Here is a 24,913-nt window from a genome sequence, read left to right as displayed (position 1 = left end):
GTGGCAGCCGGGCGCGCCGCTCGGCGGGCTGGGCATCGAATTCGATACGCGCCGGCGCAATCGCGTCAACGGCGTCGTGCGCGCGATCGACGGCGATGCGTTGACGATCGCGGTCGAGCAGAGCTTCGGCAACTGTGCGAAGTACATCCAGGGCCGCAAGCCGACGTTCGTCGCACGGGAAGTCGATACGTCCGCCGGGCCCGACGTGTCGGACGCGTTGAACGATGCCGATCGAGCGCTGCTGGCGCAGGCCGATACGTTCTTCGTCGCGAGCGGGAACACGTCGGCGGACGCGGGCGCCGCGCGCGGCGCGGACGTGTCGCATCGCGGCGGGATGCCGGGCTTCGTGCGGGTCGACGATGCGCGCACGCTGACGACACCGGATTTCAGCGGCAACCGCTTCTTCAACACGCTCGGCAATTTGCAGCACGACCCGCGCGCGGGGCTGCTGTTCGTCGATTTCGACAACGGCGACCTGATGTACGTGGCCGCGCGCGCCGAGATCGTGTGGGACGGGCCGCTCGTCGCGTCGTTCGACGGTGCGCAGCGGGTCGTGCGGTTCCATGTGCGGGAGGTGCGGCGCATGCGCGCGGTGCTGCCGTTCCGGTGGTCGGCGGTCGAACGTGCGCCGCAGTTCGCGGCGATGGCGGCGGGTGCGGGTGCGGGCGCAGGCGCAAACGCAAATGCAGCCGTAGCCGTAGTGGTGGTGCCGTCCGCATCCACACCCGAATCAACATCTGCATCCGCATCCGCATCCGCATCCGCATCCGCATCCGCATCGGCATCTGCATCTGCATCTGCATCGGCATCAACATCAACATCAACATCAACATCGGCATCGACGCCCGCATCGACATCGGCACCCTCATGGCGGCCGCTGCGCATCGCAAAGATCGTCGACGAAGCGCGTGCGATCCGCTCGTTCCATTTCGAACCGGTGGACGGCGGCACGTTGCCCGCCTACGAAGCCGGGCAGCACCTGACGCTGCGCGTTGCGCTGCCGGGCAGCGATTCGCCGGCGATTCGCAGCTACACGCTCTCCGATGCACCGGGCGGTGCGCATTACCGGATCACCGTGAAGCGCGAAGGGCGCGTATCGGCCTGGCTGCACGATCACGCGCACCTGGGCATGACGGTCGACGCGCAGATGCCGCGCGGCCGCTTCTCGTTCGATCTCGCGAGCCCGCGTCCGGCCGTGCTCGTGTCGGCCGGTATCGGCATCACGCCGATGCTCGCGATGCTGCACCGTGCACTGGCCGACGACCAACCGTCGCGTCGCGTGGTGTTCGTGCACGGTGCGCGCGAATCGGATGATCGCCCGTTCGCCGAGGAACTGGCACGCGTTGCGGCCACCGACGAACGGTTGTCACTCCACTGGTTCGACAGTCATCCTCAGGAAGGCTCGGCAGCCCATGCCGGCCGCATCGACATCGCTCAACTGAAGCGGATCCTTTCGTTCGACGATTACGACTTCTACCTTTGCGGGCCGTCTGCATTCATGCGCGACTTGTACGACGGATTGCGCGCGCTGAACGTGCCGGACGAACGCATCCGTTTCGAGGCATTCGGGCCGTCGAGCGTGGTACGCAGCGCGACCCGCGCGGCCGCAACGCCAGCGGTGGCGAGCGTGCCGATCGTGTTCCGGCGTACGGGCCGCGAAGCCGCGTGGACGCCTGCCGACGGCACCTTGCTCGAATTCGCGGAGGGGCAGCGCGTGGATGTGCCGTCCGAATGCCGCTCCGGGTCGTGCGGCACGTGCGCGACGCGCGTGTTGTCCGGCGCGGTCGACTACGAGCAGGCGCCCGATGCACCGGTCGAACCCGGGTGCGCGCTACTGTGCGTCGCGCGGCCCGTGCAAGGGTCGGAGCCGCTCGTGCTCGACCGCTGACACACCCTGCGACATGCCGCCGCAGACGGCCTGCTGCGCGAAAAGCGCGCGCAACTGCTTCTTTTTTCGGATGCCGGTCGGATCGACGATAGCGTCAACCGATAGATGAAAGGAGCGCAATCATGAAACTGCTCGGCATGATCAAACTGGTCCTGTGGAGTTTCTTCGGCGTACGCAACAGCAAGGCGCACGCAACCGATCTCGCGAACGCCAACTTCACGCTGCTGCCGTTCGTGGCGATCATCCTCGCGGTGCTCGTCGGGGCGGTCATCTACGGCGTCGTGCACCTGGTCGTCGATCCGACCGTGACGATGCAGGGGTTCTGAGCGGTCACCCGCCGGATCGCGAGCGGGCACACGCTTCCGCTCCGAATCCCAGCCGCATGACCGGCGCGCAACTGCGCCGGTTATCGAGGCGGCCGTGCGCGACGCCAGTCACGCGCACATCGGCGCCGTCGCCGTGCCGCCCGAGTCGCACTGTCCCGATTCCCGCCTTCGCCGCCTCCCATTTCGCCCGATTCCAGGGCGGCCGGCCCTGTCCGGGGTAAAATGCGCGCCGCGCCGCGATGTCGCGCGCGACGGGCACGCCGCTGTTCCATCGAACGGTGCGCGCAAGTACGTCGCGCCCGCACCGAGGCGTTCGAAGCGTCCCCCCGCATGACCAGACCGCGCGATGCAGCCGGCGCCCGACACGCCCCCGACGAATCCGTCGACGGCTGCGTCGGTTCCCGGTGCGTCACCTGAATCCGACCCATCCTGCGTCTTTCCGGCCGAACGGCCCGCTTGCGTGCCGTATCGCCCGGTTCGTCTGATGAATGTCGAGCCGGTGCATGCGTCCGGCGGAAGGGCTGGGTCCGGTCGCGGGCACGCTTCGCAGCTTCGTAACGGGTTTCGACAGGGTCGAGTGGCGAGTTTTCCATCCAGAACAATGACGGTGAATAGAACAACAGCGTCGCCCGCACGGCGGCGGCGCGCGAAGGTCGGGCTTGGCGTCGGTCTCGGCATCACGCTTTTCGCGGCACAGGCCGCCGCGGCGCAGGGCGACACGCCGGCGCCGGACGCCGACGCAGCCGGCAGCGCGACGCTGCCGACGATCACGGTGAGCGGCGAGCGCGGCAACGCGCTGCGCGTGCGCAACGCGTCGGTCGCGGGGCTCGACGACACACCGCTGCGCGACACGCCGGCATCGGTGAGCGTCGTCACGCGCGCGCAGCTCGACGACCAGCAGGCGAAGCGGTTGAGCGACGTCGTGCGCAACGACGCGTCGGTCGTCAACGACTATGCGCCGGTCGGCTATTTCGAAGGCTTTGCGATCCGCGGCTTTCCGGTCGATCTCGCGAGCGCGATCCGGATCGACGGGCTGACGGTGTCCGGCGAGCAGAACGTGCCGCTCGAGAACAAGGAGCGCGTCGAGATCCTGAAGGGGCTGGCCGGCATCGACAGCGGCGTCGTCGCGCCGGGCGGCGTGATCAACTTCGTGACGAAGCGCTCGGCGAACGTCGCGAGCGTGACGGGTGGCGTCGACAGCCGCGGCTCGACGTCGGCGGCCGTCGATCTCGGCCGCCGCTTCGGCCCCGACAACCAGTTCGGCTTCCGGATCAATGCCGCGAAGGAGAACATGCACTCGTACATCGACGGCACGAACGGGCGGCGTACGTTCGGCTCGATCGCCGCCGACTGGGACATCAGCCCGCGCGCGAGCCTCCAGCTCAATGCCGAATTCCAGCAGTGGATCCAGCGTTCCGCGCCCGGCTACCAGTTGCTCGGCGGCACCGTCGTGCCGTCGATCAAGACGACATCGAAGGCACTCGGCACGCAGCCGTGGGCGAAGCCGGTGACGACCGACGCGCTGAACCTGAACGCGCGCTTCGACTACCAGTTCAGCGACGACTGGAAGGCCTACATCGCCGCCGGCCGAAGCCGCACGATGATCGACGACAACAGCGCGTTCGCATACGGCTGCTCGTACGCGGCGAGCTGCACGGCCGGCGCGACGTCGCCGTTCTTCTTCGGCGCGAACGGCGACTACGACGTCTACGACTTCCGCAGCCCCGGCGAATATCGTCGCAACGACGACCTGCGCGCGGTCACGACCGGCAAGTTCGCGACGGGCCCGCTGCGACACGAGCTGACGCTCGGCGTGAGCGTGCAGCGCCGCGTCGTGAGCATGGCCGACGCCGTGTACGACTACGTGGGCAGCGAGAACGTCTACGGGCCCGACACGACGTTCTCGCCGTCGCCGAATTCGCCCGGCCCGTCGTATCCGCGCCTCGATGCGTGGCAGTACGGCGTGTTCGGGCTCGACCGCATCAGCATCGGCGAACACTGGCAGGTGCTCGCGGGCGGCAAGCAAGTGCTGCTGCGCCAGCGCAGCTGGAGCAGCCTCGACGGCGACACGACGCATACCGACCGCTCGGTGTTCCTGCCGCAGGTCGCGCTCGTCTACAAGCCGGTGAACGTGCTGTCGCTGTACGCGTCGTACAGCAAGGCGCTGTCGCTCGGCGACCAGGCGCCCGTGCGCGCGACCAACGCATATGCGTTCCTGCCGCCCGTCGAATCGCACCAGTTCGAGGTCGGCGCGAAATACGACTGGCTCGACCGGCTGAGCCTCACGGCCGCCGTGTTCTCGATCAGCAAGCCGTTCCAGTTTGCCGACCCGGATGCGTCGGGCACGAGCTACACGTTCGTGCAGCGCGGCACGCAGCGGCACCAGGGGATCGAGCTCGGCGCAGCCGGGCGCGTGACCGAGCGCCTGGGGCTGACGGCCAGCGTCGCGGCGATTCGCGCACGTGCGTACGATTCGGGTTCGCCGGCGTACGAGGGGCACCAGATCATCAACGTGCCCGCGCTGCGCGCGTCGCTGTATGCGGATTACGCGGTACCGGGCGTCGCGGGGCTGAACGTGCTGGGCGGCGTCGAGTACAGCGCGGCCCGCAATGCGAACGAGGAGGGCACAGCGCGCGTGCCGTCGTGGTTCGTGTTCAATCTCGGCGCGCGCTATACGACGAAGATCGGCGGCCATCGCACGGTGTTGCGCGTGTCGGTGGACAACCTGTTCAACAAGTTCTACTGGCGCGACGCAGGCGAGCAGCAGGGCGATGCGTACCTGTTCCCGGGTGCGCCGCGCACCGCGCGCGTGTCGTTGACCTATGATTTCTGACCGTCCGGAATCCGCCGCGTGATGCGCGGCCCCGGCAGCCAACCTGGAGAGCACAGACGATGTCCCCACTCGAAATCGCCGGCGTGATCGTCAGCGCGCTCGCGATCTGGCTGACCGCGAAGCGGCGCATGCTGTGCTGGCCAGTCGGGCTCGTGTCGGTCGCGCTGTACGGCTGGATCTTCTTCGACGCGAAGCTGTATTCGGACATGCTGCTGCAGGGCGCGTTCGCGGTGCTGCAGGTGTACGGCTGGCAACGCTGGCTCGCACAGCGCGCCAGCGAGGCCGACGGCAGCGCGGCGCCGGCCGGCGACGTGGCACCCGTCACGGGCGTGCGACCGATGCAGATGCTGCCCGACCTGATCGCGGCCGTCGTCGGCAGCGCGCTGCTCGGCGGCATGATGGCGCGCTGGACCGATGCGGCGCTGCCGTTCGTCGATGCCTCGCTGACCGCGTTCAGCCTCGTCGCGCAATACTGGACCGCGCGGCGCTACATCGCGTCGTGGGGGCTGTGGATCGTCGTGAACGTCGTGTACGTCGGGATGTTCGTGTTCAAGGAACTGTATCTGACGGCCGGACTCTATGCGCTGTTCATCGGGCTGGCCGTCGTCGGCTGGCGCGACTGGAGCCGGACGGCCGCGGCGCTGCGCGCGGCGGCCGGCGGTGCGCTGGCAACGGGCGGCGGCGTGCGCTGAGCCACGCGCCGATCTGAATCAACCACGGAGCAACGTCGTTCATGTCATTCCCACTCGAGCCGGACGGATCCCTGTCGCGTGACGTCGCGCCGCCGCAATTCGGTGTCGACGGCGAGCTGGCCGAACGCGACTGGCCGCTGATGACGCACGACGAGGTGGCGGCGGTGCTCGCCCGGATCGACGGCGCCGGCGAGCCGGCGCGGCTCACATGGCACAGCCCGCGGCAGTTCGCGGCGGCCGTCCTGGTGCAGATGAAGGACGGGCGCGGGCTGTTCGTCAAACGTCATCACGTGAGCCTGCGCGATGTCGAAGGGCTCGAGGAAGAGCACCGCTTCATCGCGCATCTGCGCGAGCGCGGGATGCCCGTGGTCGACATACTCGCGGATCGCGACGGTGCGACCGCGTTCGCGTCCGGCGACTGGACCTACGAAGTACACGTGCGGGCACCCGGTGTCGATCCGTATCGCGGCGTGATGTCGTGGCAGCCGTTCACGCATGCGTCGCATGCATACGCGGCCGGCCGCGCGCTGGCCGAGCTGCATCGCGCGTCGGCCGGCTACGATGCGCCGGCGCGGCCCGTGCGGACGCTGCTGTCGAGCTTTCGCGTGCTGTCGTCCACTGATCTGGCGGGTGCGCTCGAACGCTGGGTCGATGCGCAGCCGCTGCTTGTGCGCGCGCTCGGCGCGCGCGACTGGCGCGGCGACGTGTCCGATGCGATCGGCCCGTATCACGCACGTCTCGTGCCGCTGCTGCCTGCGCTTCCGCCGCTGTGGACGCACGGTGACTGGCATGCGTCGAACCTGCTGTGGACCGACGCGGGGCCCGGCGCGCAAGTGCGGACGGTACTCGATTTCGGGCTGTCGGATCGCACCTGCGCGGTGATGGATCTCGCGCTCGCGATCGAGCGCAATACGGTCGACTGGATGGCGCCGGCCGATGCGCGCCGCGTCGAGTATGCGCAGATCGATGCGCTGCTCGACGGGTATGAATCGCTCGAACCGTTGAGCGATGAAGCGTATGCGGCGCTGGTCGCGCTGCTGCCGATCGTGCATACGGAGTTCGCGCTGTCGGAAGTCGCCTATTTCGGCTGCATCATCGATGCGCCGGCGATCGTCGACATCGCGTACGACGGCTACCTGATCGGTCACGCGCGCTGGTTCGGCGAGCGCGACGGCCGGCAATTGCTCGACTGGCTCGTGCAGCGGCGGCGCGCGAAGCAAGGCGCTGCCTGATTCGCCTGCGGGGGATCGCCGCGCACGCGTACCGATTCCCCGTGTCACCGCCATCTTCCGTGCGATCGTTGCGTCGCACGTTCATCGAATTCTCCTGATCGCCGAAGCGGGGCATGGCTCCTGCGGGGCACTGCACGCGTGCGCGCGGCTGCGCCCAAGATGACGGAAATGTCATCTTCGCCTCATGTTCGCACTGCGGCCGGACCGTAGCATCGGTCGCGAACCGTTACCGCAGAACCGAACATGCTCAAGCTCAACCTCGCCGTGGCCATCGTCTTCGCGATGGCCGCGACGGCTCATGCGCAGCCGTCGCTGTCGCCGGGGCCGGCGCCGGCTGCCTCCGGCAGCGCCGCGCCGATCGGCGCACCGCCCCCCGACGCTCTCCCTTCCACTTCGTTGACGCTCACCGATGCGCTTTCCGTCGCGGCCCGGAACAATCCGGCGCTGCGCGGCGCGCGCGCGGACGTCCCCGCGTCGGCCGGCGCGCTGATGCAGGCCGGCGCGCGCCCCAATCCCGAAGTGTCGTTCCTGCAGGAAGGGTTTCGACGCGCCGAACGCACGTCGACCGCGATGATCAACCAGACGATCGAACTCGGCGGCAAGCGCAGCGCGCGGCTCGATGTCGCGTCGTACGGCAGGGAAGCAGCCAATGCGTCGCTCGACGAGCAGGGCGCCGTCGTGCGCGCCGACGTGATCGCCGCGTTCTACGGGCTGCTCGCCGCGCAGCGCCAGCTTCAGGTGACCGAGGAATCGGCCGCGATCGCCGCGCGCTCTGCGGATCTCGCGAACCGCCGTGCGCAGGCCGGCAAGGTGTCGCCGGTCGAGGCGACCAAGGCGCACGTGGCGGCGGCCGGCGTGCAGATCGAAGTCGTGACCGCGCGCGGCCGTGTCGAGGTCGCACGCGAGAAGCTGAACGCGGTGATGGGCGAAGCGCGCGACGGCCGGCTTGCCGTGCAGGGCGATCTCGAAGCCGTGCCGCCGGTCGAGCCGCTGACCGCGCTGACCGCGCAGCTCGACGATGCGCCGCTCGCGCGGGTCGCGCGCGCCGAGATGCTGCGCTCGAATGCGGCCGTGTCGCTCGAACGCGCGCGGCGCATTCCGGACGTGACGATCAGTGCCGGCGTGAAGCGCGTGACCACGGGCGGCGTGCCGGACAACCAGGCGGTGGTCGGCGTGTCGATCCCGATTCCGCTGTTCAACACGAACAAGGGCGCGTTGCTCGAGGCGACGCACAAGGCCGAGCGCGCGAATGCCGATCTCGATCGAGAACGCACGCGCCTGCGGCTGGACCTTACGCAGGCGTACACGAATTTCGAAGCCGCCGCGCAGGAAGCGCAGCGGCTGAAGGTCGACATCCTGCCGGCTGCGCGCCTCGCGCTCGATGCGATGTCGCGCGGCTACGAGCTCGGGAAGTTCAGCTTCCTCGACGTGCTCGACGCGCAACGCACGCTGTTCCAGGGCCAGTCGCAATACGTGCGCGCGCTCGCCGGTGCGCATACGGCCCGCGCCGACATCGGCCGGCTCGTCGGTACGCCGCTCGCACCGGTCGCGCAATAGCGCACCAGACGCCTCTCTTACCTGAAGGATCACCATGTCACGCAGCAGAATCCTGATCATCGCGGCGGTCGTGCTCGGCAGTGCCGGGATCGTCCTCGGCGCACTCGGCGTCACACGCAACAGCGGCGGCTCCGGCAACGGCGCGGCCGCTGCCGGAGCCGCTTCATCCGCCGAAGCGGCCGGCGAGCGCGGCGGTGTCGTGCTCAAGCGCGGCAAGCTGTCCGTCGAAATCGTGATGACGGAGAAGCCCGGCGATGCGCGCCTCATCGTCTATCCGTTCGTCGACGGCAAGCCGGCCGACAAGGGCGTCACCGTGTCCGGCACGCTGGTTCGCTACGACCGCACGCACGAGCCGTTGCGTTTCGACGCGGCCGGCCAGAAGTTCGTGTCCGCGCAGTCGATCGGCAAGCCGCACGTGTTCGATGCGACGATCGACGTGAAGGCAGGCAATGAATCGGCATCGTTCCCGTTCGCCCGCGCCGACGGCGCGATTGCACTGACCGACGCGCAGCTCGCGACCTCGAAGATCGCGCTCGCGAAGGCCGGCCCCGCGCAGATCGCGACGCCGTTCCAGTTGCCGGGCGAGATCAAGTTCAACGAGGACCGCACCGCGCACGTGGTGCCGCGCGTGGCCGGCATCGTCGAGCAGGTGTCGGTGTCGCTCGGGCAGAACGTTGCAAAGGGGCAGGTGCTGGCCGTGATCGCGAGCACCGATCTTGCCGACCGGCGCAGCGAGCTGCTGACGGCCGAGCGCCGGCTGTCGGGCGCACGCGCGACCTACGAGCGCGAACGCACGCTGTGGAAGGAGCGCATCTCGGCCGAGCAGGACTACCAGCAGGCGCAGGTGCAGTTGCGTGAAGCCGAGATCGCCGTGCAGAACGCGCGGCAGAAGCTCGCCGCGCTGAACGCACCGGTCGGCGCGGGTGCGCTGAACCGCTACGAACTGCGCGCGCCGTTCGCGGGCACGATCGTCGAGAAGCATGCGACGCCGGGCGAAGCGATCGCGGCCGATGCCAGCATGTTCGTGATCTCCGACCTGTCGACGGTATGGGCCGAGATGGCCGTACCGGCGCAGCGGCTGAATGACGTGCGGGTCGGCCGCGACGCGACGGTCATCGCGACCGCGTTCGAATCGCGCTCGAGCGGCCCGATCGCATACGTGGGGTCGTTGCTCGGCGAACAGACGCGCACCGCGCCCGCGCGCGTCGTGCTGCCGAACCCGGACGGCGTGTGGCGGCCCGGCATGTTCGTGAACGTGTCGGTCGATGCGGGCAAGCAGGGCGTGCCGCTCGCGGTCGCGAGCGATGCGCTGCAGGACGTCGACGGCGCGCCGTCCGTCTTCGTGCGCTCGTCGAAGGGCTTCGTCGCCCAGGCTGTCGAAACCGGGCGGCGCGACGAGCGTGCGACCGAAGTGTTGAAGGGCCTCAAGCCGGGCCAGGAATACGCGGCATCGAACAGCTTCGTGCTGAAGGCCGAACTCGGCAAGGGGAGCGCGGAACATGAATGAGCGTTACGTGTGCGCCGTTGCGCGACTCGCGGCCCGGTATGCGGCCCGCTTTCCGGCCCGCCGGGTGACCGGCCGGGCGGCCCGTCCGTCGAGGGTGACCGTGCCCCGCTTCAAGGAATCCCGTCATGTTTGAGCGCCTGATCCGCTTTGCGATTGCGCACCGCTGGCTCGTGATGCTGGCGATCGCGGCCGTGGCCGCGCTGGGTGTGTTCAGCTACCAGAAGCTGCCGATCGACGCGGTGCCCGACATCACCAACGTGCAGGTCCAGATCAACACCTCCGCGCCCGGCTATTCGCCGCTGGAGGCCGAGCAGCGCATCACCTATCCGGTCGAGACCGTGATGGCAGGCCTGCCGGGCCTCGAGCAGACGCGTTCGATCTCGCGCTACGGGCTGTCGCAGGTCACGGTGATCTTCAAGGACGGCACCGACATCTACTTCGCGCGACAGCTCGTCAACGAGCGCATCCAGGAGGCGAAGGACAAGCTGCCGGCCGGCATCGCGCCCGCGATGGGGCCGACGTCGACGGGCCTCGGCGAGATCTACCTGTGGACCGTCGAGGCCGACGCCAATGCGCGCAAGTCCGACGGCACGCGCTATACCGCGGCCGACCTGCGCGAACTGCAGGACTGGGTCATCCGGCCGCAGCTTCGCAACGTGCGCGGCGTGACCGAGGTCAACTCGATCGGCGGCTACGTGAAGGAATACCGCGTCGCGCCGAATCCGGCCAAGCTGATGTCGTACGGGCTGACGCTCGCCGACGTCGTGCGCGCGCTGGAGCGCAACAACGACAACGTCGGCGCCGGCTACATCGAGAAGCGCGGCGAGCAGTATCTCGTGCGCGTGCCGGGCCAGGCACGCACCGTCGACGATATCGCCAACATCGTGCTGACCAACGTCGGCGGCGTGCCGGTGCGGATGAAGGACGTCGGGCTGGTCGACATCGGCCGCGAGCTGCGCACCGGCGCGGCGACGGCGAACGGCGAGGAGGTCGTGCTCGGCACGGTCTTCATGCTGATGGGCGAGAACAGCCGCACGGTCGCGAAGGCCGTCGCCGCGAAGATGGAGGACGTGAACCGCACGATGCCGTCCGGCGTGAAGGCGATTCCGGTGTACGACCGCACGGTGCTCGTCGAGAAGGCCGTCGCAACGGTGAAGAAGAACCTGCTCGAAGGCGCGATCCTCGTGATCGCCGTGCTGTTCCTGTTCCTCGGCAACATGCGCGCGGCACTGATCACGGCGCTCGTGATCCCGCTGTCGATGCTGATGACCTTCACCGGGATGGTGAACGCGAAGGTAAGCGCGAACCTGATGAGTCTCGGTGCGCTCGACTTCGGGATCATCGTCGACGGCGCGGTGGTGATCGTCGAGAACTGCGTGAGGCGGCTCGCGCATGCGCAGGCCGCCGCCGGCCGGCCGCTGACGCGCGACGAGCGCTTCTCGGAGGTGTTCGGTGCATCGCAGGAAGCGCGCCGCGCGCTGATCTTCGGGCAACTGATCATCATGGTCGTGTACCTGCCGATCTTTGCGCTGACGGGTGTCGAAGGCAAGATGTTCCACCCGATGGCCATTACCGTCGTGATGGCGCTCGCGGCCGCGATGGTGCTGACCGTCACGTTCATTCCGGCGGCCGTCGCGCTGTTCATCGGCGAGCGCGTCGAAGAGAAGGAGAACCGGCTGATGGGCTGGGCGCGGCGCGCGTACGAACCGGCGCTCGCCGCGTTCATGACGCGCCCGGCGCGCGTGATGATCGGCGCGGGCGTGATTGTGCTGGCCACGCTCGGGCTGGCCACGCGGCTCGGCAGCGAGTTCATCCCGAGTCTCAACGAGGGTGACCTCGCGGTTGCCGCATTGCGGATTCCCGGCACGAGCCTGTCGCAGTCGGTCGAGATGCAGAAGTCGATCGAGAAGACGCTGAAAGCGCGCTTCCCCGAGATCGAGCGCGTGTTCGCGCGCACCGGCACGGCCGAGATCGCGGCCGACCCGATGCCGCCGAACCTGTCGGATGGCTACATCATGCTGAAGCCTGCCGACAAGTGGCCCGACCCGAAGAAACCGCGCGACCAGCTGGTGCGCGAGATCGAGGAAGCGCTCGCCGAGCTGCCGGGCAACGCCTACGAGTTCTCGCAGCCGATCCAGTTGCGCTTCAATGAACTGATCTCGGGCGTGCGCAGCGACGTCGCCGTGAAGATCTTCGGCGACGACATGGCCGTGCTGAACCAGACCGGCGAGCAGATCGCGGCCGCGCTGCAGAAGGTGCCGGGCGCGTCCGAAGTGAAGGTCGAGCAGACCACCGGCCTGCCGGTGCTGACCGTCAACCTCGATCGCGACAAGCTCGCGCGCTATGGCGTCAGCGTCGCCGACCTGCAGGACTCGGTGGCCGCGGCCGTCGGCGGGCAGAAGGCCGGCACGTTGTTCCAGGGCGACCGCCGCTTTGACATCGTCGTGCGGCTGCCCGACGAGCTGCGCTCGGACATCGAGGCGATCAAGCGGCTGCCGATCGCGCTGCCCGCACCGGCGGCCGGCGCCAGCGCACCGCTCGCAGCGGCGCCGTATGTGCCGCTCGCGGAGCTCGCGACGATCGACGTCGCGCCGGGCCCGAACCAGATCAGCCGGGAGGACGGCAAGCGGCGGGTGGTCGTCAGCGCGAACGTGCGCGGCCGCGACGTCGGCTCGTTCGTCGCCGATGCGCGCGAGCTGTTGCAGCAGGACGTGCGCGTGCCGGCCGGCTACTGGGTGTCGTGGGGCGGGCAGTTCGAGCAGCTGCAAAGCGCGAGCGAGCGCCTGAAGCTCGTCGTGCCGCTCGCGCTGTTCATGGTGTTCGTGCTGCTCTTCGTGATGTTCAACAACGTGAAGGACGGGCTGCTCGTGTTCACCGGCATTCCGTTCGCGCTGAGCGGCGGCGTGGTGTCGCTGTGGCTGCGCGGGATCCCGCTGTCGATCACGGCGGCGGTCGGCTTCATCGCGTTGTCGGGCGTGGCCGTGCTCAACGGGCTCGTGATGATCTCGTTCATCCGCAACCTGCGCGACGAAGGGATGCCGCTCGAGGCCGCCGTGCGCGAAGGTGCGCTCACGCGGCTGCGGCCGGTGCTGATGACCGCGCTCGTCGCGTCGCTCGGCTTCCTGCCGATGGCGTTCGCGACCGGCACTGGCGCCGAGGTGCAGCGTCCGCTTGCGACGGTCGTGATCGGCGGTATCCTGTCGTCCACGGCGCTGACGCTGCTGGTGCTGCCGGTGCTGTACCGTGTCAGCCATGCGGTGTCGTGGCGCGCGGCGTTGCGCGGCGGCTTCGGCCTGGGCGTGCTGCGCCGGCTGGGTTTCTTCAAGGGTAATGCGTGATGCGAATTCTGATTGTCGAAGATGAACCGAAGACGGGCGCGTACCTGCGCAAGGGGCTCACCGAGGCCGGCTATGTCGTCGACTGGGTCGAGGACGGCATCACGGGCCAGCACCAGGCCGAGACCGAGGAGTACGACCTGCTCGTGCTCGACGTGATGCTGCCCGGGCAGGACGGCTGGACGCTGCTGCAGAACCTGCGGCGCAGCAAGTCGACGCCCGTGCTGTTCCTGACCGCGCGCGACGACGTCGGCGACCGCGTGAAGGGGCTCGAGCTCGGCGCCGACGACTATCTCGCGAAGCCGTTCGACTTCGTCGAGCTGACCGCGCGCATCAAGTCGATCCTTCGGCGCGGCCAGCCGCGCGATTCGAACACGCTGCGCGTGGCCGACCTCGAACTCGACCTGACGCGCCGCAAGGCCACCCGGCAGGGCGACACGATCCTGCTGACCGCGAAGGAATTCGCGCTGTTGTGGCTGCTGATGCGCCGCGAGGGCGAGATCCTGCCGCGTGCGACGATCGCGTCGCAGGTCTGGGACATGAATTTCAACAGCGACACGAACGTCGTCGATTCGGCGATCCGGCGGCTGCGCTCGAAGATCGACGACGCATACGACCCGAAGCTGATCCACACCGTGCGCGGGATGGGCTACGTGCTCGAGGCGCGCGGCGGCAGCGCGACATGATCGCGCGCCTGCTGCCGCGCACGCTGCGCGGACGCCTGACCGCGCTGATCATCCTGTCGACCTCGGTGATTCTCGCGTCGAGCGGTGTTGCGCTCTACGAGGCGCTGAGCAATCGCGTGGAAACGACGGCAGCCGAGCAGATGGCCGGTATTTCCGCCGCGTTGGGCGCGCACCTGGCCGAAGCACGTTCGACGACCGACGTCGCGCGCAACACCGATATCTGGATCGACCAGTTGCACGGCCATCCGAACATGGATCTCGCGATCTTCGATGCCACCGGTAAGCGCCTGGTCGGCACACCCAGCTTCCGTCTGGTCGCGCCGCTGATGTTGCTGGATGCGGGGCGCGTACCGGTCGGTGTCGCACCGCCCGGCGCGCGGCAGCAGTATCTCGTGGCGACCGTGCCGCTTGCCGGCGCAGGTGCGCCCGTGGTGCGCGTCGTGGTGCAGTACGACCGTAGCGCCGACGTGCTGCTGCTGCGCACGCACGCTTATACGATCGTCGTGATCGAGGTGTTCGGCGTGGTGCTCGCAGCCGCAATCGCGTATGGCATCGCGGCGCTCGGGCTGAGTCCGTTGCGGCGCTTCGCGGCGCGTGCCGAACAGATGTCGACGAGCCGGCTCGCCCATCCGTTGCCCGAGCTGGATACCGCTGGTGAGCTGAAGGAGCTCGAGCACGCGTTCAACGGCATGCTCGAGCGATTGAACGAATCGTTCACGCGGCTGAGCCAGTTCTCGTCGAACCTCGCGCACGACATGCGCACGCCGCTCACGAACCTTCAGGCGGCCGCGCAGGTCGTGCTGTCGCAGCCGCGCAGCGCGGAGGAATACCGGAACGTGATCGAGTCGAGCATCGACGAATACCAGCGGCTGTCGCGGATGATCGAGGACATGCTGTTTCTCGCGCGTTCGGAACAGGCCGGCACGTCAATCAGCGTGCGGCGCCTGGATGCATCGGAGGAGGCGGGGCGCGTCGCCGGCTACTACGAGCCGCTCGCGGAGGATGCCGGCGTGACGGTGAAGGTCGACGGCCATGCGTGGGTCGATGCGGATCTGACGCTGTATCAGCGCGCGCTGAGCAACCTGCTGTCGAATGCGCTGGCGTACGCGCCGCGCGGCAGCATCGTGACGATCGATTGCGTGGAGCAGGGCGGAGGAACGACGATCGCCGTGTCGGATACGGGGCCCGGCATCGAGGCCCAGCATGTCGGGCGGATCTTCGAGCGCTTCTATCGCGTCGATCCGTCTCGGCACAACTCGGCGCAGGGTACCGGGTTGGGTCTCGCGATCGTCCGGTCGATCATGGACAATCACGGCGGCGAATGCGGCGTCGACAGCGACCCGGGCCGGCGCACGACGTTCTGGCTGCGGTTTCCGCGACGGCCGGCCGAACTGAATCGGCCGGCGGCCATCCATACCTGACACCGCCGGCGGGCACGCCCGCGCGTTCGCCATGAGGCGGCCGCGCGCGGCGCGCTGCCCGCGGTGGTATGACCGAGCGTCATTTCTGCGCGGTCAGGTTGTCGTGATTGTCGGTCTGCGGCTTCTTCTCGCCGCCATGCACCGAAATCCCGTGAAGCTCCTTGTTGCGCGTGACGAGCTCGCCGGTCGGCGGGTACTGCGTCTTGCTCACCGGCACGACGCCGTCGTGCTGCGCCTGCTTCAGTTCATTGACGACCTGCGTGCGGGTCTTGCCCTGCGTTTGCGTCTGCGCAAATGCGGCCTGCGTGGCCATGCCGAGCGACAGCGTGGCGGTGACGAACAGTGCTGCGAGTTTTGCCGTTTTCATCGAGTGCTCTCCTTGATCAGGGCCGCCGGGTGGCGAACCATGGACCCAGTATGCGAAAGCAGCCGTGCGTGATCGTGATCGCGAGATGAAAAATGCGTCAGATTGCGTGATGAGGAGAGGCGTCGTTCGGACGCGACCGACATGACGCAATCGTCATGTCCGCGTCATGGGTGCGATGAGCGGGAAGCGGAACATGAAGTCCGCCGATGGTCGATGTGGCCGGCGGCATTCACGCTGTTTGCGATAGCTGTATGGAAAGCGAGCGGCCTTGTTCAGACTTCCCTTCCGGACCGAAAAGTGCATCGTCCCGCCATTCGCCTAGCCTTGATCGCAGTCCTGATCGTCCCGTTGTTCGCGGGCTGCGCATCGACACGTTCCGGCACCACGCCCACGGCGCAGACCAGGCCCGCCGCTGCGAAAAAACCGGTGCCGGCCGATCTCATGCCCGGCGAGCAGATCGACTACGCCGGCCATCGTTGCGGCAATCCGAACCTGTATGTGAAAACGCATACGTGCCTGTTCCCGCAGCGCAGCGGCACGCCATGATCGCGATCGCGCCGCGAGTGATGACTCGGCCCTCAGCCACCATGCTCGCGGCGGTAGTCGTCCAGTACGCGTCGGATCGTGCGGTTCGACGGATCGTTCTCGCGTAAGCCGTCAGCGAGTTTCGCGCTCGTAATGAGCGCCTTCCAGAGCGCCCAGCCACGCCCGCGCGCCCAGGTGCCGGCATCGACCGGCAGTGTCGAACGAAAAGCGTGTCGAGCTTCGTTGTCGAACAGTGTCCAGTTGATCGCGAGGTCGCAGGCTGGATCGCCCACTGCGGCGCAACCGAAATCGATGACGGCGTGCAGCGCACCACCCTTCATTAGCACGTTGCCGGCTGCGATATCGCCATGCACCCAGACAGGGGCGGCATTCCAGCGGGAATTCACGGCGCTTTCCCACACGGCGAGTGCGCTATCGGTATCGACGAAACCCGATAGTGTTTCAAGCGCGGTGCGCGTTTCGCCGTCGTAAAGCGCTAGCGGTCCGCCACGGAAGAAGTTATGCGGACCCGGCGGCGGGCCGTCCGATGCGTCGATCCGGTGCAGTTCGGCCAGAAACCCGGCTACCGCACGCGCGAACCCCGGCTTGTCATCGATCAGTTCGTCGCGAGCGGGTTCGCCGTCCAGCCAGCCATAGACCGACCACGGCCACGGGTAGAAATCGGTCGGCGAGCCTTTGGCAATCGGTGCGGGAATGGGCAAGGACAGGTGCGCGGCCAGCTGCGGCAGCCAGTGCTGCTCCTTCTCGACTTGAGCGACGTAATGGGGACCGCTCGGGAGTCTCGCCAGTTTGTCGCTGCCGAGCCGGAATGTCCGGTTGTCCCAGCCGCCCGGTAGGACGGGAACGACGTCGTGGTCGCGCCACTGCGGGAATTGCTGCGCGATGAGGCGCCGAACAAGTTCGGCATCGATTGGATGCGGCAGGGCTTGCGGGGCGTTCGACATGACAGGTTGCGGACTGCGGCAAAGTCACAGAATAGCGTACGTGGAATGGTGGGTTCATCGCCGATCGCGCGGCGTGTCGATTCGCGATGAGCAAAAAAGAAGCCCGGCACTCGACGTGTCCGGGCCTAACGCGTGACGTGCCGTGCGGCAACGACCCGCTTGCGTGGTCTGGAACGGGCGCTGCCCGTCACGTTTCCGATCGTAGCGATACGATGCTTCGCGAACCTGATCGGAACATGAAATTTTCGTCACGCGGCGTGCGTCACGCCGCCGCGATCAGAACCGGTGGCGCAACCCGAGATTGACGATGCCCTGCGTGCGCGTTCCGCCGTAGCCATACGAGCCGATCGACGCCTGCGCCGTTTGCGTGCCGCCGTCGAGCGTGCGCTGTTCGCCGTTCGCGCGTTGCCATGCACCGACTGCGTAGAGATCGGTGCGCTTCGACAGCACGTAATCGGCGCCGGCGGACACCTGATGGTAGGTCGCGCTCGTATCGCCACGGGCGCGCGTATAGCTGTAGCCGACGCCGACGAGCAGGCTGGGCGTCGCCTGGAAATTGAAGAAGCCGCGCGCGGTGTCGTACTTCTGCGTGCTGCGAAACGCGGACATCGCATCGGCCTTGTACAGCGCGTTGCTGTAGTCGATGCCGACCGCGAACGGCGCGAAGTTGTAGCGCAATGCGCCGCGCGCGATGCCCATCGATTTCGCGGAGATGTAGCCGCCGTTGACCAGCGATCCGTCGAACGTGCCGTCGGAGGTGCCGTTCCAGCCAGTCCGGATGCCATTGGCGAGCGACGAGCGATTGGCCGCGTAGTAGTAGCCGCCCGCCACGTCGACCGGGCCGTTGCTGTACGACACGCCGGCCGACCAGGTTTGCCCGGCGCCGCTCTTGCCCGCTACGCCGCCGAGCGCGTACATGCCGACGAACTGGAATCCGTTGATCAGCGGTGACGTGTATTTCACCGCGTTGTCGGTGCGTGACGATGTGTCGTAGTTGTCGACGTCGCCGGGTGTCGCGTAGACGCTGCCGAAGTAGAAGTCGCCGGTGACCGGCCAGATGAGATCGGCGAGCGGGTCGTACTGGCGGCCGAGTGTCAGCGAGCCCCAGCGCGCGCTTTCGAGGCCGACGAATGCCTGCCGGCCGAACATCCGGTTGCCTTGCCCGAGCGTCCCGGTGTTCGGATTGAAGCCGTTTTCCAGCGTGAAGATCGCCTTCAGCCCGCCGCCCAGATCTTCCGCGCCCTTCACGCCGAAGCGGTTGCCGAGCAGGTTGCCGTTGCCGAGGCCGACGAGATTCTTGCCGTCCGCGTTGGCGTTCCATATGTACGTCAGCGACGTATCGAACAAGCCGTATAGCGTGACTTCCGACGCGTGTGCCGCGTGAGCGGTTGCGAGTAGCGCACCCGACATCATGGCGAGCCGAACTGGAGTTTTCATGGTGAGCCCCTGAATTTCAAGATGATCGTTTCGTGCATCGGTCGATTCGGCGCCGCGTGTCGTGCCGGCGGGCGCGGAATATCGCAATGGCGCTGCCGATTCTGGAAAGCGTTCGGATCGTGAAGGTGAGGGACAAATGAGAAAAATGTCATCGCCGCGTCATCAGTGCGGAAACGCATGACGAATTTTCATTCGCAGTGCGATGCAGGGCATGTCGCGGCGGTGACGAAACGGTCATGCTGCGATCACGATTCCGCACCGCTGCCGGATCAAAGTGAACGCTCCTGTCACGGATTTCCACGCAAGGAGCGAACAACATGAACATTCCGCGACCGATGATCGTCATCGCCGCTGCCGCACTGTCGATGGTGGCCTTTACGCAGGCCGTGGCCGCGCAGCAGAAGACCCGGCAGGAAGTCCGTCAGGAACTGGTGCGTGCGCGCCACGACGGCGTGATCCCGAGCCCGAATCACGACTACCCGGCGAGCCCGGCCACCATCGCGCGCAACCAGGAAATCCATCGCGCGACGGTGCATCGCGGCGAGACGGCGCCGCTGGTCGATGCGCACGACAACCGTCTTGCGGTTCGTTGATCGTTCATTCGCGGCCGCCCGGCGTGGTGCCCGCCGGCCGCATCCCACACGAAGAGGAGAGTGTCATGCGCAATTTCGCGAAAGGAATCGTGCTCGCGGCGTGCCTGATGTCGACGGCCGCGATGGCGGCTGGCTGGCCGGAGCGTGCGCTGTCGCACGCGTCGGCGCATGACGTCGGCCGGCGCGCGAACGAGCGGATGCGCTGCGAGTTCGCGGCCGTGCCGGCCGGCGAGTGGAGCGCGACGTTCACGCGCGGGCAGTGCGAGGTCGACAGCGGCCGGCTGACGTTCGTGCCGGCCGATGCAGGCGACGGATCGAACGGCGCGGAGAAGCGGATCCTGCTGGGCGATGTCCGCACCGCGTCGCATCAGTCACGCAAACTGAAGGAGCAACTGCAACTGACCACAGGCGACGAAGTGATCGCGCTGAACGTGCTGGCCGATGACGGCAGCCGCAAGTCGCGCGAACATGCGATCGACCTGTGGGCCGCGCTGCGCAACGAAGGCGTGACGCCCGTCAACGGCACGCGCATCGTCGAGACGTATCCGACGGGCGCGACGACGTGGTAGCCGGTGCGCCGCCGCGCCCGGCTTATCCGGCCTTCACCGATCCTTCGATCAGGAAGAACACGATGAAACCGATGAAGAACGCGGCCGTCGCGTATGGCGTTTCAGGTACCTCGTGCGCTTCGACCAGCAATTCTTCGGTGACGAGGTACAGCAGCGCAACGGTGCCCAGCCCGAGCAGCGCCGCGTAGATATTGGACGGAAGTCCGGCGAACGCCGCGTTGCCGGCTACGGCCGCGATGCTCAGCAGCGCCGCGAGCCCGACCGGTACGACGATCGACAGCAGGCGGCCGATCCCGGCGGCCGCGAGCGCCGCGCTCACCGACAGCGCGAGGAACAGCACCTCGAGCGTCAGCGCGACGGTCAGGATGATGCCGCTTTCGTCGCTCGCAGAGAACGCGATGCCGAGCACGAGGCCGTCGATGACGAGATCGATCGCGGTGACGATGATGAGGCTCACGGGCAGCCGCGCTTCCTCGAAGCGCGTCTCGATCGCACCCGACAATGCACGGATCGCAAGCATCAGCGCGATACCGAGCACGAAGCCGACGACGACCGGAAACAGCGCATGCGCACGGTCCTGCGGCAGCAGTTCGAGCGCGGCGGCCGCGAACACGATGCCGCCGGTGAAATGCTGGATGACGCTGGAAGTTTTCGGGCCGGGCGCGCGCCAGGCGGCTGCGACGGCGCCGAAACAGGCCGCCAGCAAGGGCGGTAACGTGAGCAGCGCAAGCTTTGCGGTCGGTGTCATGAGGCCTCTCGGACGGTTGGCGTACCGCAGCAGGCTCGGCGTCTGGCCGCCCGGCTGCAGGGTACGGTTGGTTCGTACACGCCGGGCGTTGCCCCGGCTTCAACCGGGGATTGAACACCTTGAAGCCGCTTCAAGGTCAACACATTCGAGGCAGGGCGCACCGGCAAGCCGGCGCGCCCGTTTCTGTTACAGCTGCGCGAGCGCCTGGTCGAGATCGGCGAGCAGGTCGTCGATATGCTCGATGCCGATCGACAGCCGCACCGTTTCTTCCTTCACGCCGGCTTTAGCGAGTTCGGCCGGCGACAGTTGACGGTGCGTCGTCGATGCCGGGTGCGTCGCGAGCGATTTCGTGTCGCCGATGTTGACGAGCCGCGTGAACAGCTTCAGCGCGTCCTGGAACTTCGCACCGCCGTCACGTCCACCCTTCACGCCGAACGTCAGGATGCCCGGCGCGCGGCCCGACAGGTAGCGCGCGACGAGCGGATGGTCGGGGTGATCGGGCAGGCCCGCGTAGTTCACCCATTCGACGTTTTCGTGACGCACGAGATGCTGCGCGATCTTCAGCGCGTTGTCGCTGATCCGCTCGACGCGCAGCGCCAGCGTTTCGATCCCCTGCAGGATCTGGAAGGCATTGAACGGCGAGATCGCCGCACCCATGTTGCGCAGCGGCACCACGCGTGCGCGACCGATATAGGCGGCCGGCCCGAACGCTTCCGTGTAGACGACGCCGTGATAGCTGACGTCGGGCTCGTTCAGCCGCTTGAAGCGGTCCGCATGCTCGGCCCACGGGAACTTGCCCGAATCGACGATCGCACCGCCGAGGCTCGTGCCGTGGCCGCCGAGATACTTCGTCAGCGAATGCACGACGATGTCCGCGCCGTGCTCGAACGGGCGCAGCAGGTACGGCGACGGCACCGTGTTGTCGACGATCAGCGGGATGCCGTGACGATGCGCAACTTCCGCGAGCGCGGCGATGTCGGTGACGTTGCCGAGCGGGTTACCGACCGATTCCGCGAAGATCGCCTTCGTGCGTGCATCGATCAGCGGCTCGAACGATGCGGGGTCGCGTGGATCGGCGAAGCGCGTCGTGATCCCGTATTGCGGCAGCGTATGCGCGAACAGGTTGTAGGTGCCGCCGTACAGCGAACTCGCGGACACGATGTTGTCGCCGGCTTCGGCGATCGTCTGGATCGCGTACGTGACGGCCGATTGCCCCGATGCAAGCGCCAGCGCGCCGATGCCGCCCTCGAGCGCGGCGATCCGCTGCTCGAGCACGTCCGTCGTCGGGTTCATGATCCGCGTGTAGATGTTGCCCTGCACCTTCAGGTCGAACAGGTCGGCGCCGTGCTGCGTGTCGTCGAATGCGTACGCAACGGTCTGGTAGATCGGTACGGCAACCGCGCGCGTGGTCGGGTCGGGACGATAACCTCCGTGCACGGCGATGGTTTCGAGGCGCCAGTTCGATGCGGCCTGATCGGTCATGGGTGCTCCGTCTGTTGTTGTGGTGGTCGAGCGATTATAGGAGCACGCGCACAACTGCCCTTAGAACGAATGGTTTGTTGCTTATGGCGGTGCGGCGCATAAAATGCCTGTTCCGCAAACAAGGGGTGCTCGATGAATCAGGATCATTGGAACCAGGTGGATGCGTATTTCTCCGCGACGCTCGTGCCGTCCGACGACGCGCTCGACGCCGCGCTGGCGGCCAGCGACGCAGCGGGGTTGCCCGCGATCAACGTCGCGCCGAACCAGGGCAAGCTGCTGCAACTGCTCGCGACGATCCGCGGCGCACGCCGGATCCTCGAGGTCGGCACGCTCGGCGGCTACAGCACGATCTGGCTCGCGCGCGCGTTGCCGCCGGGCGGCACGCTCGTGACGCTCGAACTGAACCCCGCGCATGCGAAGGTCGCGACGCAGAACATTGCGCGTGCCGGATTCGCGGAATCCGTGACGGTGGTGGTCGGCAGCGCGAAGGACAGCCTCGCGCGGCTCATCGACGCGGGTGAAGCGCCGTTCGATTTCATCTTCATCGATGCCGACAAGGACAACAACCCGGTCTATCTCGACGCGGCGCTGAAGCTGTCGCGGCCCGGCACGGTGATCGTCGTCGACAACGTCGTGCGCGGCGGGCGCGTGGCCGATCCGGACAATCGCGAGCCCGACGTGGTCGGGGTGCGCGACGGGTTCGCGCGTCTCGTGGCCGCCCCGAACCTCACGACCACGGCCGTGCAGACGGTCGGGCAGAAGGGCTGGGACGGGTTCTCGATCTCGATCGTCGGCGCGTGACGTGATGGCGGTACGCGCGTGCGGTCGTATCGCACGCTAGTTCTTGTCGGGATTCTTCTCTTCGCACTGGTCGGGATCGTCGCGCAGCACGATGCGGCGGATGCGGCCGTTGTCGTAGAACGGCACATCGGGGCAGAACTTCATGCCGGCGCGGGTTTGCGTGCGCTTCCACGTGACTTTCTCGGTGCGCACGAGCGTCGGCGCGTGGCCGGGTGCGCCCGGCTTCCAGATATCGATGTACACGCGCGACATCCACGGTGAATCGTTCGCCTCGCACTCTTTCGGGTTGCCCAGCGTCGAACGCAACCCGGTGTCGGTCTGCTCGATGCGCTGCGGAAACTCGATGTAACCGTCGCCGTAACTGGGTACGACGTAGCAATAACGACGCGTGTTCCCGTCGAGCACGGGCAGCATGTAGCTGCTGGCCGTGTCGACCTCCTTCACGTCGTTGCCTTGCCAGCGGTAGGTCGTCACGCCGTGCTCGCAGCAGCTTGCGCGCCAGCTCGTCCAGATGATCCGGTGCACAGGATCGAAATCCGGCGACGTGATGCCCTGCAGCCCCTGCGGCGCATCGACGAAGCGCCGCGTCTTCGGATCGAAAATCCACGTCTGGTAGGGAATGTTCGGGCTCGCCCCCATTCCTTGCGCAAGCATCAGGTCGGGCCAGCCGTCGAAGTTCACGTCGGCGAATTCGGGCGTGGACAGGCCGCAGGTGCCTTGCGAATCGGTCTGCAGGGTCTGCACCAGGCGGCCGCGATCGTACAGGCGGATCGCGGAGACGTGTGGCGGGTCGTTGCATGAACCGCCGTCGTCGGGCAGCTTGTCCGCGACGAGGCGGATCTCGTAAGGGAACGGCCTGCCGTCTTGTTTCGGTGCGAGCGAGACGGGTAGCGTGCGCTTGCCGTCCGGCGATGCCCACGTGCCGGTCACGGCGTTGTCGAAGGACGCAACGCGCCATGTGCCCGTTACGCGATCCGCGTCGGCTTTCGCCCCGCTATCACGTTCCGACAGCGTCGCACCGTGCGCGTTGAGCGTTCCCTTCAATGCGAGCCGATAGCGTTTGTCGGACGTGCAGGGCGCGTAGCAGTACCAGCCCGAAACCGCGTCGGCGACGCGCGACAGCGAGACTTCGACATGCCGGTTGCCGATCGTGCCGGTCCAGTTACGCGACCAGAACGGGATCTCGACCTTATCGTCGGTGCTTGCCGCACGCACCGACGCCGACACGAATGCGGTGACGGCAATCAGTGCGAACGCAAGCGCGCTGCGCCAGCCGCGCGTGCGCCGCGTCGCAGTCGCGCTCGCGTGGCGCGACGCGGCGATAAACGGGTGATGCATGGTTCGGCCCCTCGGTTTGTTATGGGTTATCCATGCCGGCGCGTTTCGGTGCGATGCGCGCGTCAGCGGTTGCCTGCCGCATCGGCCCGTCGATACAGGCGTGGCCACTGATCGTCGAACAGGCCGTTGCACGTGCCGTGCGTGGCGATGTCGCCGAGCATGAAGCGTCGGCCGTCGAAGATCCACGATGCGGTCGAGCCGCAATCGCCGGCACTGCGCAGCCGGACCTTGCTCGACAGCGTCGCGCTGGCGGAATCGTAGCCGGCCTCGGTCAGTTCGTTCGCGAACGATGCCGAATCGAGCCCCGCGTTCGCGTTCTCGCCGAAATTCATCGCCGTCGGCGTGAGCGGTGCCGTCCGTCGCACGCGATACCACAGGTCGGTGTGGTTATACATGCTGCTGGTCTGGCACGGTATCGCGACCAGTGCTTCGTCGGCGGAAATCGCCACGGCGCGCGACGCCTTCCTGCGATCGCTCGCCGGCATTTCGTCTTCGACATCGGCTGCACATTGCTTCACGTCGCCGCCGAACTTCGCGAGCACCGCATCGACGAGCGGGCGTTGCTCGGCGGCCGACAGGTTCGCGACCGCCGGCGCCGGCGTGACGGCGGG

21 protein-coding genes are annotated in these 24,913 nt (G+C 67.4%); 14 read left to right on the top strand and 7 right to left on the bottom strand.

All coding sequences use genetic code 11. The annotated features are described in order from the left end of the window. The 10 genes from G3O00_RS23965 to G3O00_RS23920 all read left to right on the top strand — a co-directional run. On the top strand, positions 1-1,888 hold a 1,888-nt coding region (locus tag G3O00_RS23965), incomplete at its 5' end, for a pyridoxamine 5'-phosphate oxidase family protein (RefSeq protein WP_206144524.1). A 122-nt stretch (positions 1,889-2,010) separates the two neighbouring features. After that, positions 2,011-2,214: a DUF2970 domain-containing protein gene (locus G3O00_RS23960; RefSeq protein ID WP_174916090.1), complete on the top strand. Its 204-nt coding sequence runs from the start codon at positions 2,011-2,013 to the stop codon at positions 2,212-2,214. A gap of 601 nt (positions 2,215-2,815) precedes the next feature. Next, positions 2,816-5,047 (top strand): TonB-dependent siderophore receptor, encoded by a 2,232-nt coding sequence (locus G3O00_RS23955; protein ID WP_206144523.1) that lies wholly within the window; start codon positions 2,816-2,818, stop codon positions 5,045-5,047. A 59-nt stretch (positions 5,048-5,106) separates the two neighbouring features. Continuing rightward, entirely contained in the window at positions 5,107-5,739 is a 633-nt protein-coding gene (pnuC, locus tag G3O00_RS23950) for a nicotinamide riboside transporter PnuC (protein ID WP_206144522.1), read from the top strand. 41 nt (positions 5,740-5,780) lie between these two features. Further along, positions 5,781-6,971: a phosphotransferase gene (locus G3O00_RS23945; RefSeq protein ID WP_206144521.1), complete on the top strand. Its 1,191-nt coding sequence runs from the start codon at positions 5,781-5,783 to the stop codon at positions 6,969-6,971. 243 nt (positions 6,972-7,214) lie between these two features. Continuing rightward, positions 7,215-8,528, top strand: coding sequence for a TolC family protein (locus tag G3O00_RS23940; RefSeq protein WP_206144520.1), 1,314 nt, complete (start codon positions 7,215-7,217; stop codon positions 8,526-8,528). 34 nt (positions 8,529-8,562) lie between these two features. Beyond that, positions 8,563-10,035 (top strand): efflux RND transporter periplasmic adaptor subunit, encoded by a 1,473-nt coding sequence (locus G3O00_RS23935; RefSeq protein WP_206144519.1) that lies wholly within the window; start codon positions 8,563-8,565, stop codon positions 10,033-10,035. 125 nt (positions 10,036-10,160) lie between these two features. After that, the gene (locus tag G3O00_RS23930) at positions 10,161-13,373 is read left to right on the top strand and encodes a CusA/CzcA family heavy metal efflux RND transporter (RefSeq protein WP_206144518.1); all 3,213 of its coding nucleotides are present in this window, start codon (positions 10,161-10,163) and stop codon (positions 13,371-13,373) included. Beyond that, complete coding sequence (gene irlR / locus G3O00_RS23925) at positions 13,373-14,056, top strand: heavy metal response regulator transcription factor IrlR (RefSeq protein WP_089497548.1); 684 nt, start codon at positions 13,373-13,375, stop codon at positions 14,054-14,056. The genes G3O00_RS23930 and irlR overlap by 1 nt, the downstream gene beginning before the upstream one ends. Then, positions 14,053-15,477, top strand: a complete 1,425-nt coding sequence (locus G3O00_RS23920) for a heavy metal sensor histidine kinase (protein WP_206144517.1) — start codon at positions 14,053-14,055, stop codon at positions 15,475-15,477. The genes irlR and G3O00_RS23920 overlap by 4 nt, the downstream gene beginning before the upstream one ends. A 79-nt stretch (positions 15,478-15,556) precedes the next feature. Here G3O00_RS23920 and G3O00_RS23915 read toward each other — a convergent pair whose 3' ends face one another. Then, entirely contained in the window at positions 15,557-15,844 is a 288-nt protein-coding gene (locus tag G3O00_RS23915; RefSeq protein ID WP_174931778.1) for a DUF4148 domain-containing protein, read from the bottom strand. Positions 15,845-15,985: 141 nt separating this feature from the next. Between G3O00_RS23915 and G3O00_RS23910 the strand changes: the two genes are divergently transcribed. Then, positions 15,986-16,390 (top strand): hypothetical protein, encoded by a 405-nt coding sequence (locus G3O00_RS23910; RefSeq protein ID WP_241025307.1) that lies wholly within the window; start codon positions 15,986-15,988, stop codon positions 16,388-16,390. A gap of 32 nt (positions 16,391-16,422) precedes the next feature. Here the strand turns inward: G3O00_RS23910 and G3O00_RS23905 are convergent, their stop codons facing one another. Continuing rightward, entirely contained in the window at positions 16,423-17,334 is a 912-nt protein-coding gene (locus G3O00_RS23905) for an aminoglycoside phosphotransferase family protein (RefSeq protein WP_206144516.1), read from the bottom strand. Positions 17,335-17,610: 276 nt separating this feature from the next. Then, entirely contained in the window at positions 17,611-18,771 is a 1,161-nt protein-coding gene (locus G3O00_RS23900; protein WP_206144515.1) for a porin, read from the bottom strand. 317 nt (positions 18,772-19,088) lie between these two features. Between G3O00_RS23900 and G3O00_RS23895 the strand changes: the two genes are divergently transcribed. Together G3O00_RS23895 and G3O00_RS23890 are read left to right on the top strand one after the other, a co-directional pair. Then, a complete protein-coding gene (locus tag G3O00_RS23895; protein WP_206144514.1) occupies positions 19,089-19,364 on the top strand; it encodes a DUF4148 domain-containing protein in 276 nt (91 codons plus the stop codon). A gap of 65 nt (positions 19,365-19,429) precedes the next feature. Beyond that, on the top strand, positions 19,430-19,933 hold the full coding sequence (locus tag G3O00_RS23890) for a hypothetical protein (RefSeq protein ID WP_206144513.1): 504 nt from the start codon (positions 19,430-19,432) through the stop codon (positions 19,931-19,933). A 22-nt stretch (positions 19,934-19,955) separates the two neighbouring features. Here the strand turns inward: G3O00_RS23890 and G3O00_RS23885 are convergent, their stop codons facing one another. Further along, positions 19,956-20,681: a hypothetical protein gene (locus tag G3O00_RS23885; protein WP_011356016.1), complete on the bottom strand. Its 726-nt coding sequence runs from the start codon at positions 20,679-20,681 to the stop codon at positions 19,956-19,958. A gap of 186 nt (positions 20,682-20,867) precedes the next feature. Beyond that, entirely contained in the window at positions 20,868-22,163 is a 1,296-nt protein-coding gene (locus tag G3O00_RS23880) for an aminotransferase class I/II-fold pyridoxal phosphate-dependent enzyme (protein WP_206144512.1), read from the bottom strand. Positions 22,164-22,295: 132 nt separating this feature from the next. On the opposite strand from G3O00_RS23880, the gene G3O00_RS23875 reads away from it, so the two are divergent. Then, positions 22,296-22,964: an O-methyltransferase gene (locus tag G3O00_RS23875; protein ID WP_206144511.1), complete on the top strand. Its 669-nt coding sequence runs from the start codon at positions 22,296-22,298 to the stop codon at positions 22,962-22,964. 36 nt (positions 22,965-23,000) lie between these two features. On the opposite strand, the gene G3O00_RS23870 is transcribed toward G3O00_RS23875, so the two are convergent. Beyond that, positions 23,001-24,302: a nitrite reductase gene (locus tag G3O00_RS23870; RefSeq protein WP_206144510.1), complete on the bottom strand. Its 1,302-nt coding sequence runs from the start codon at positions 24,300-24,302 to the stop codon at positions 23,001-23,003. A 62-nt stretch (positions 24,303-24,364) separates the two neighbouring features. Beyond that, a partial coding sequence (locus tag G3O00_RS23865; RefSeq protein ID WP_206144509.1) for a DUF1176 domain-containing protein occupies positions 24,365-24,913 on the bottom strand: 549 nt, incomplete at its 5' end.

Source organism: Burkholderia sp. Ac-20384 (genome assembly GCF_017104605.1).
GTDB classification, from domain to species: domain Bacteria; phylum Pseudomonadota; class Gammaproteobacteria; order Burkholderiales; family Burkholderiaceae; genus Burkholderia; species Burkholderia lata.
The sequence above is the reverse complement of the archived record's forward strand: the minus strand, read 5'-3'. Positions and strand labels throughout refer to the sequence as shown.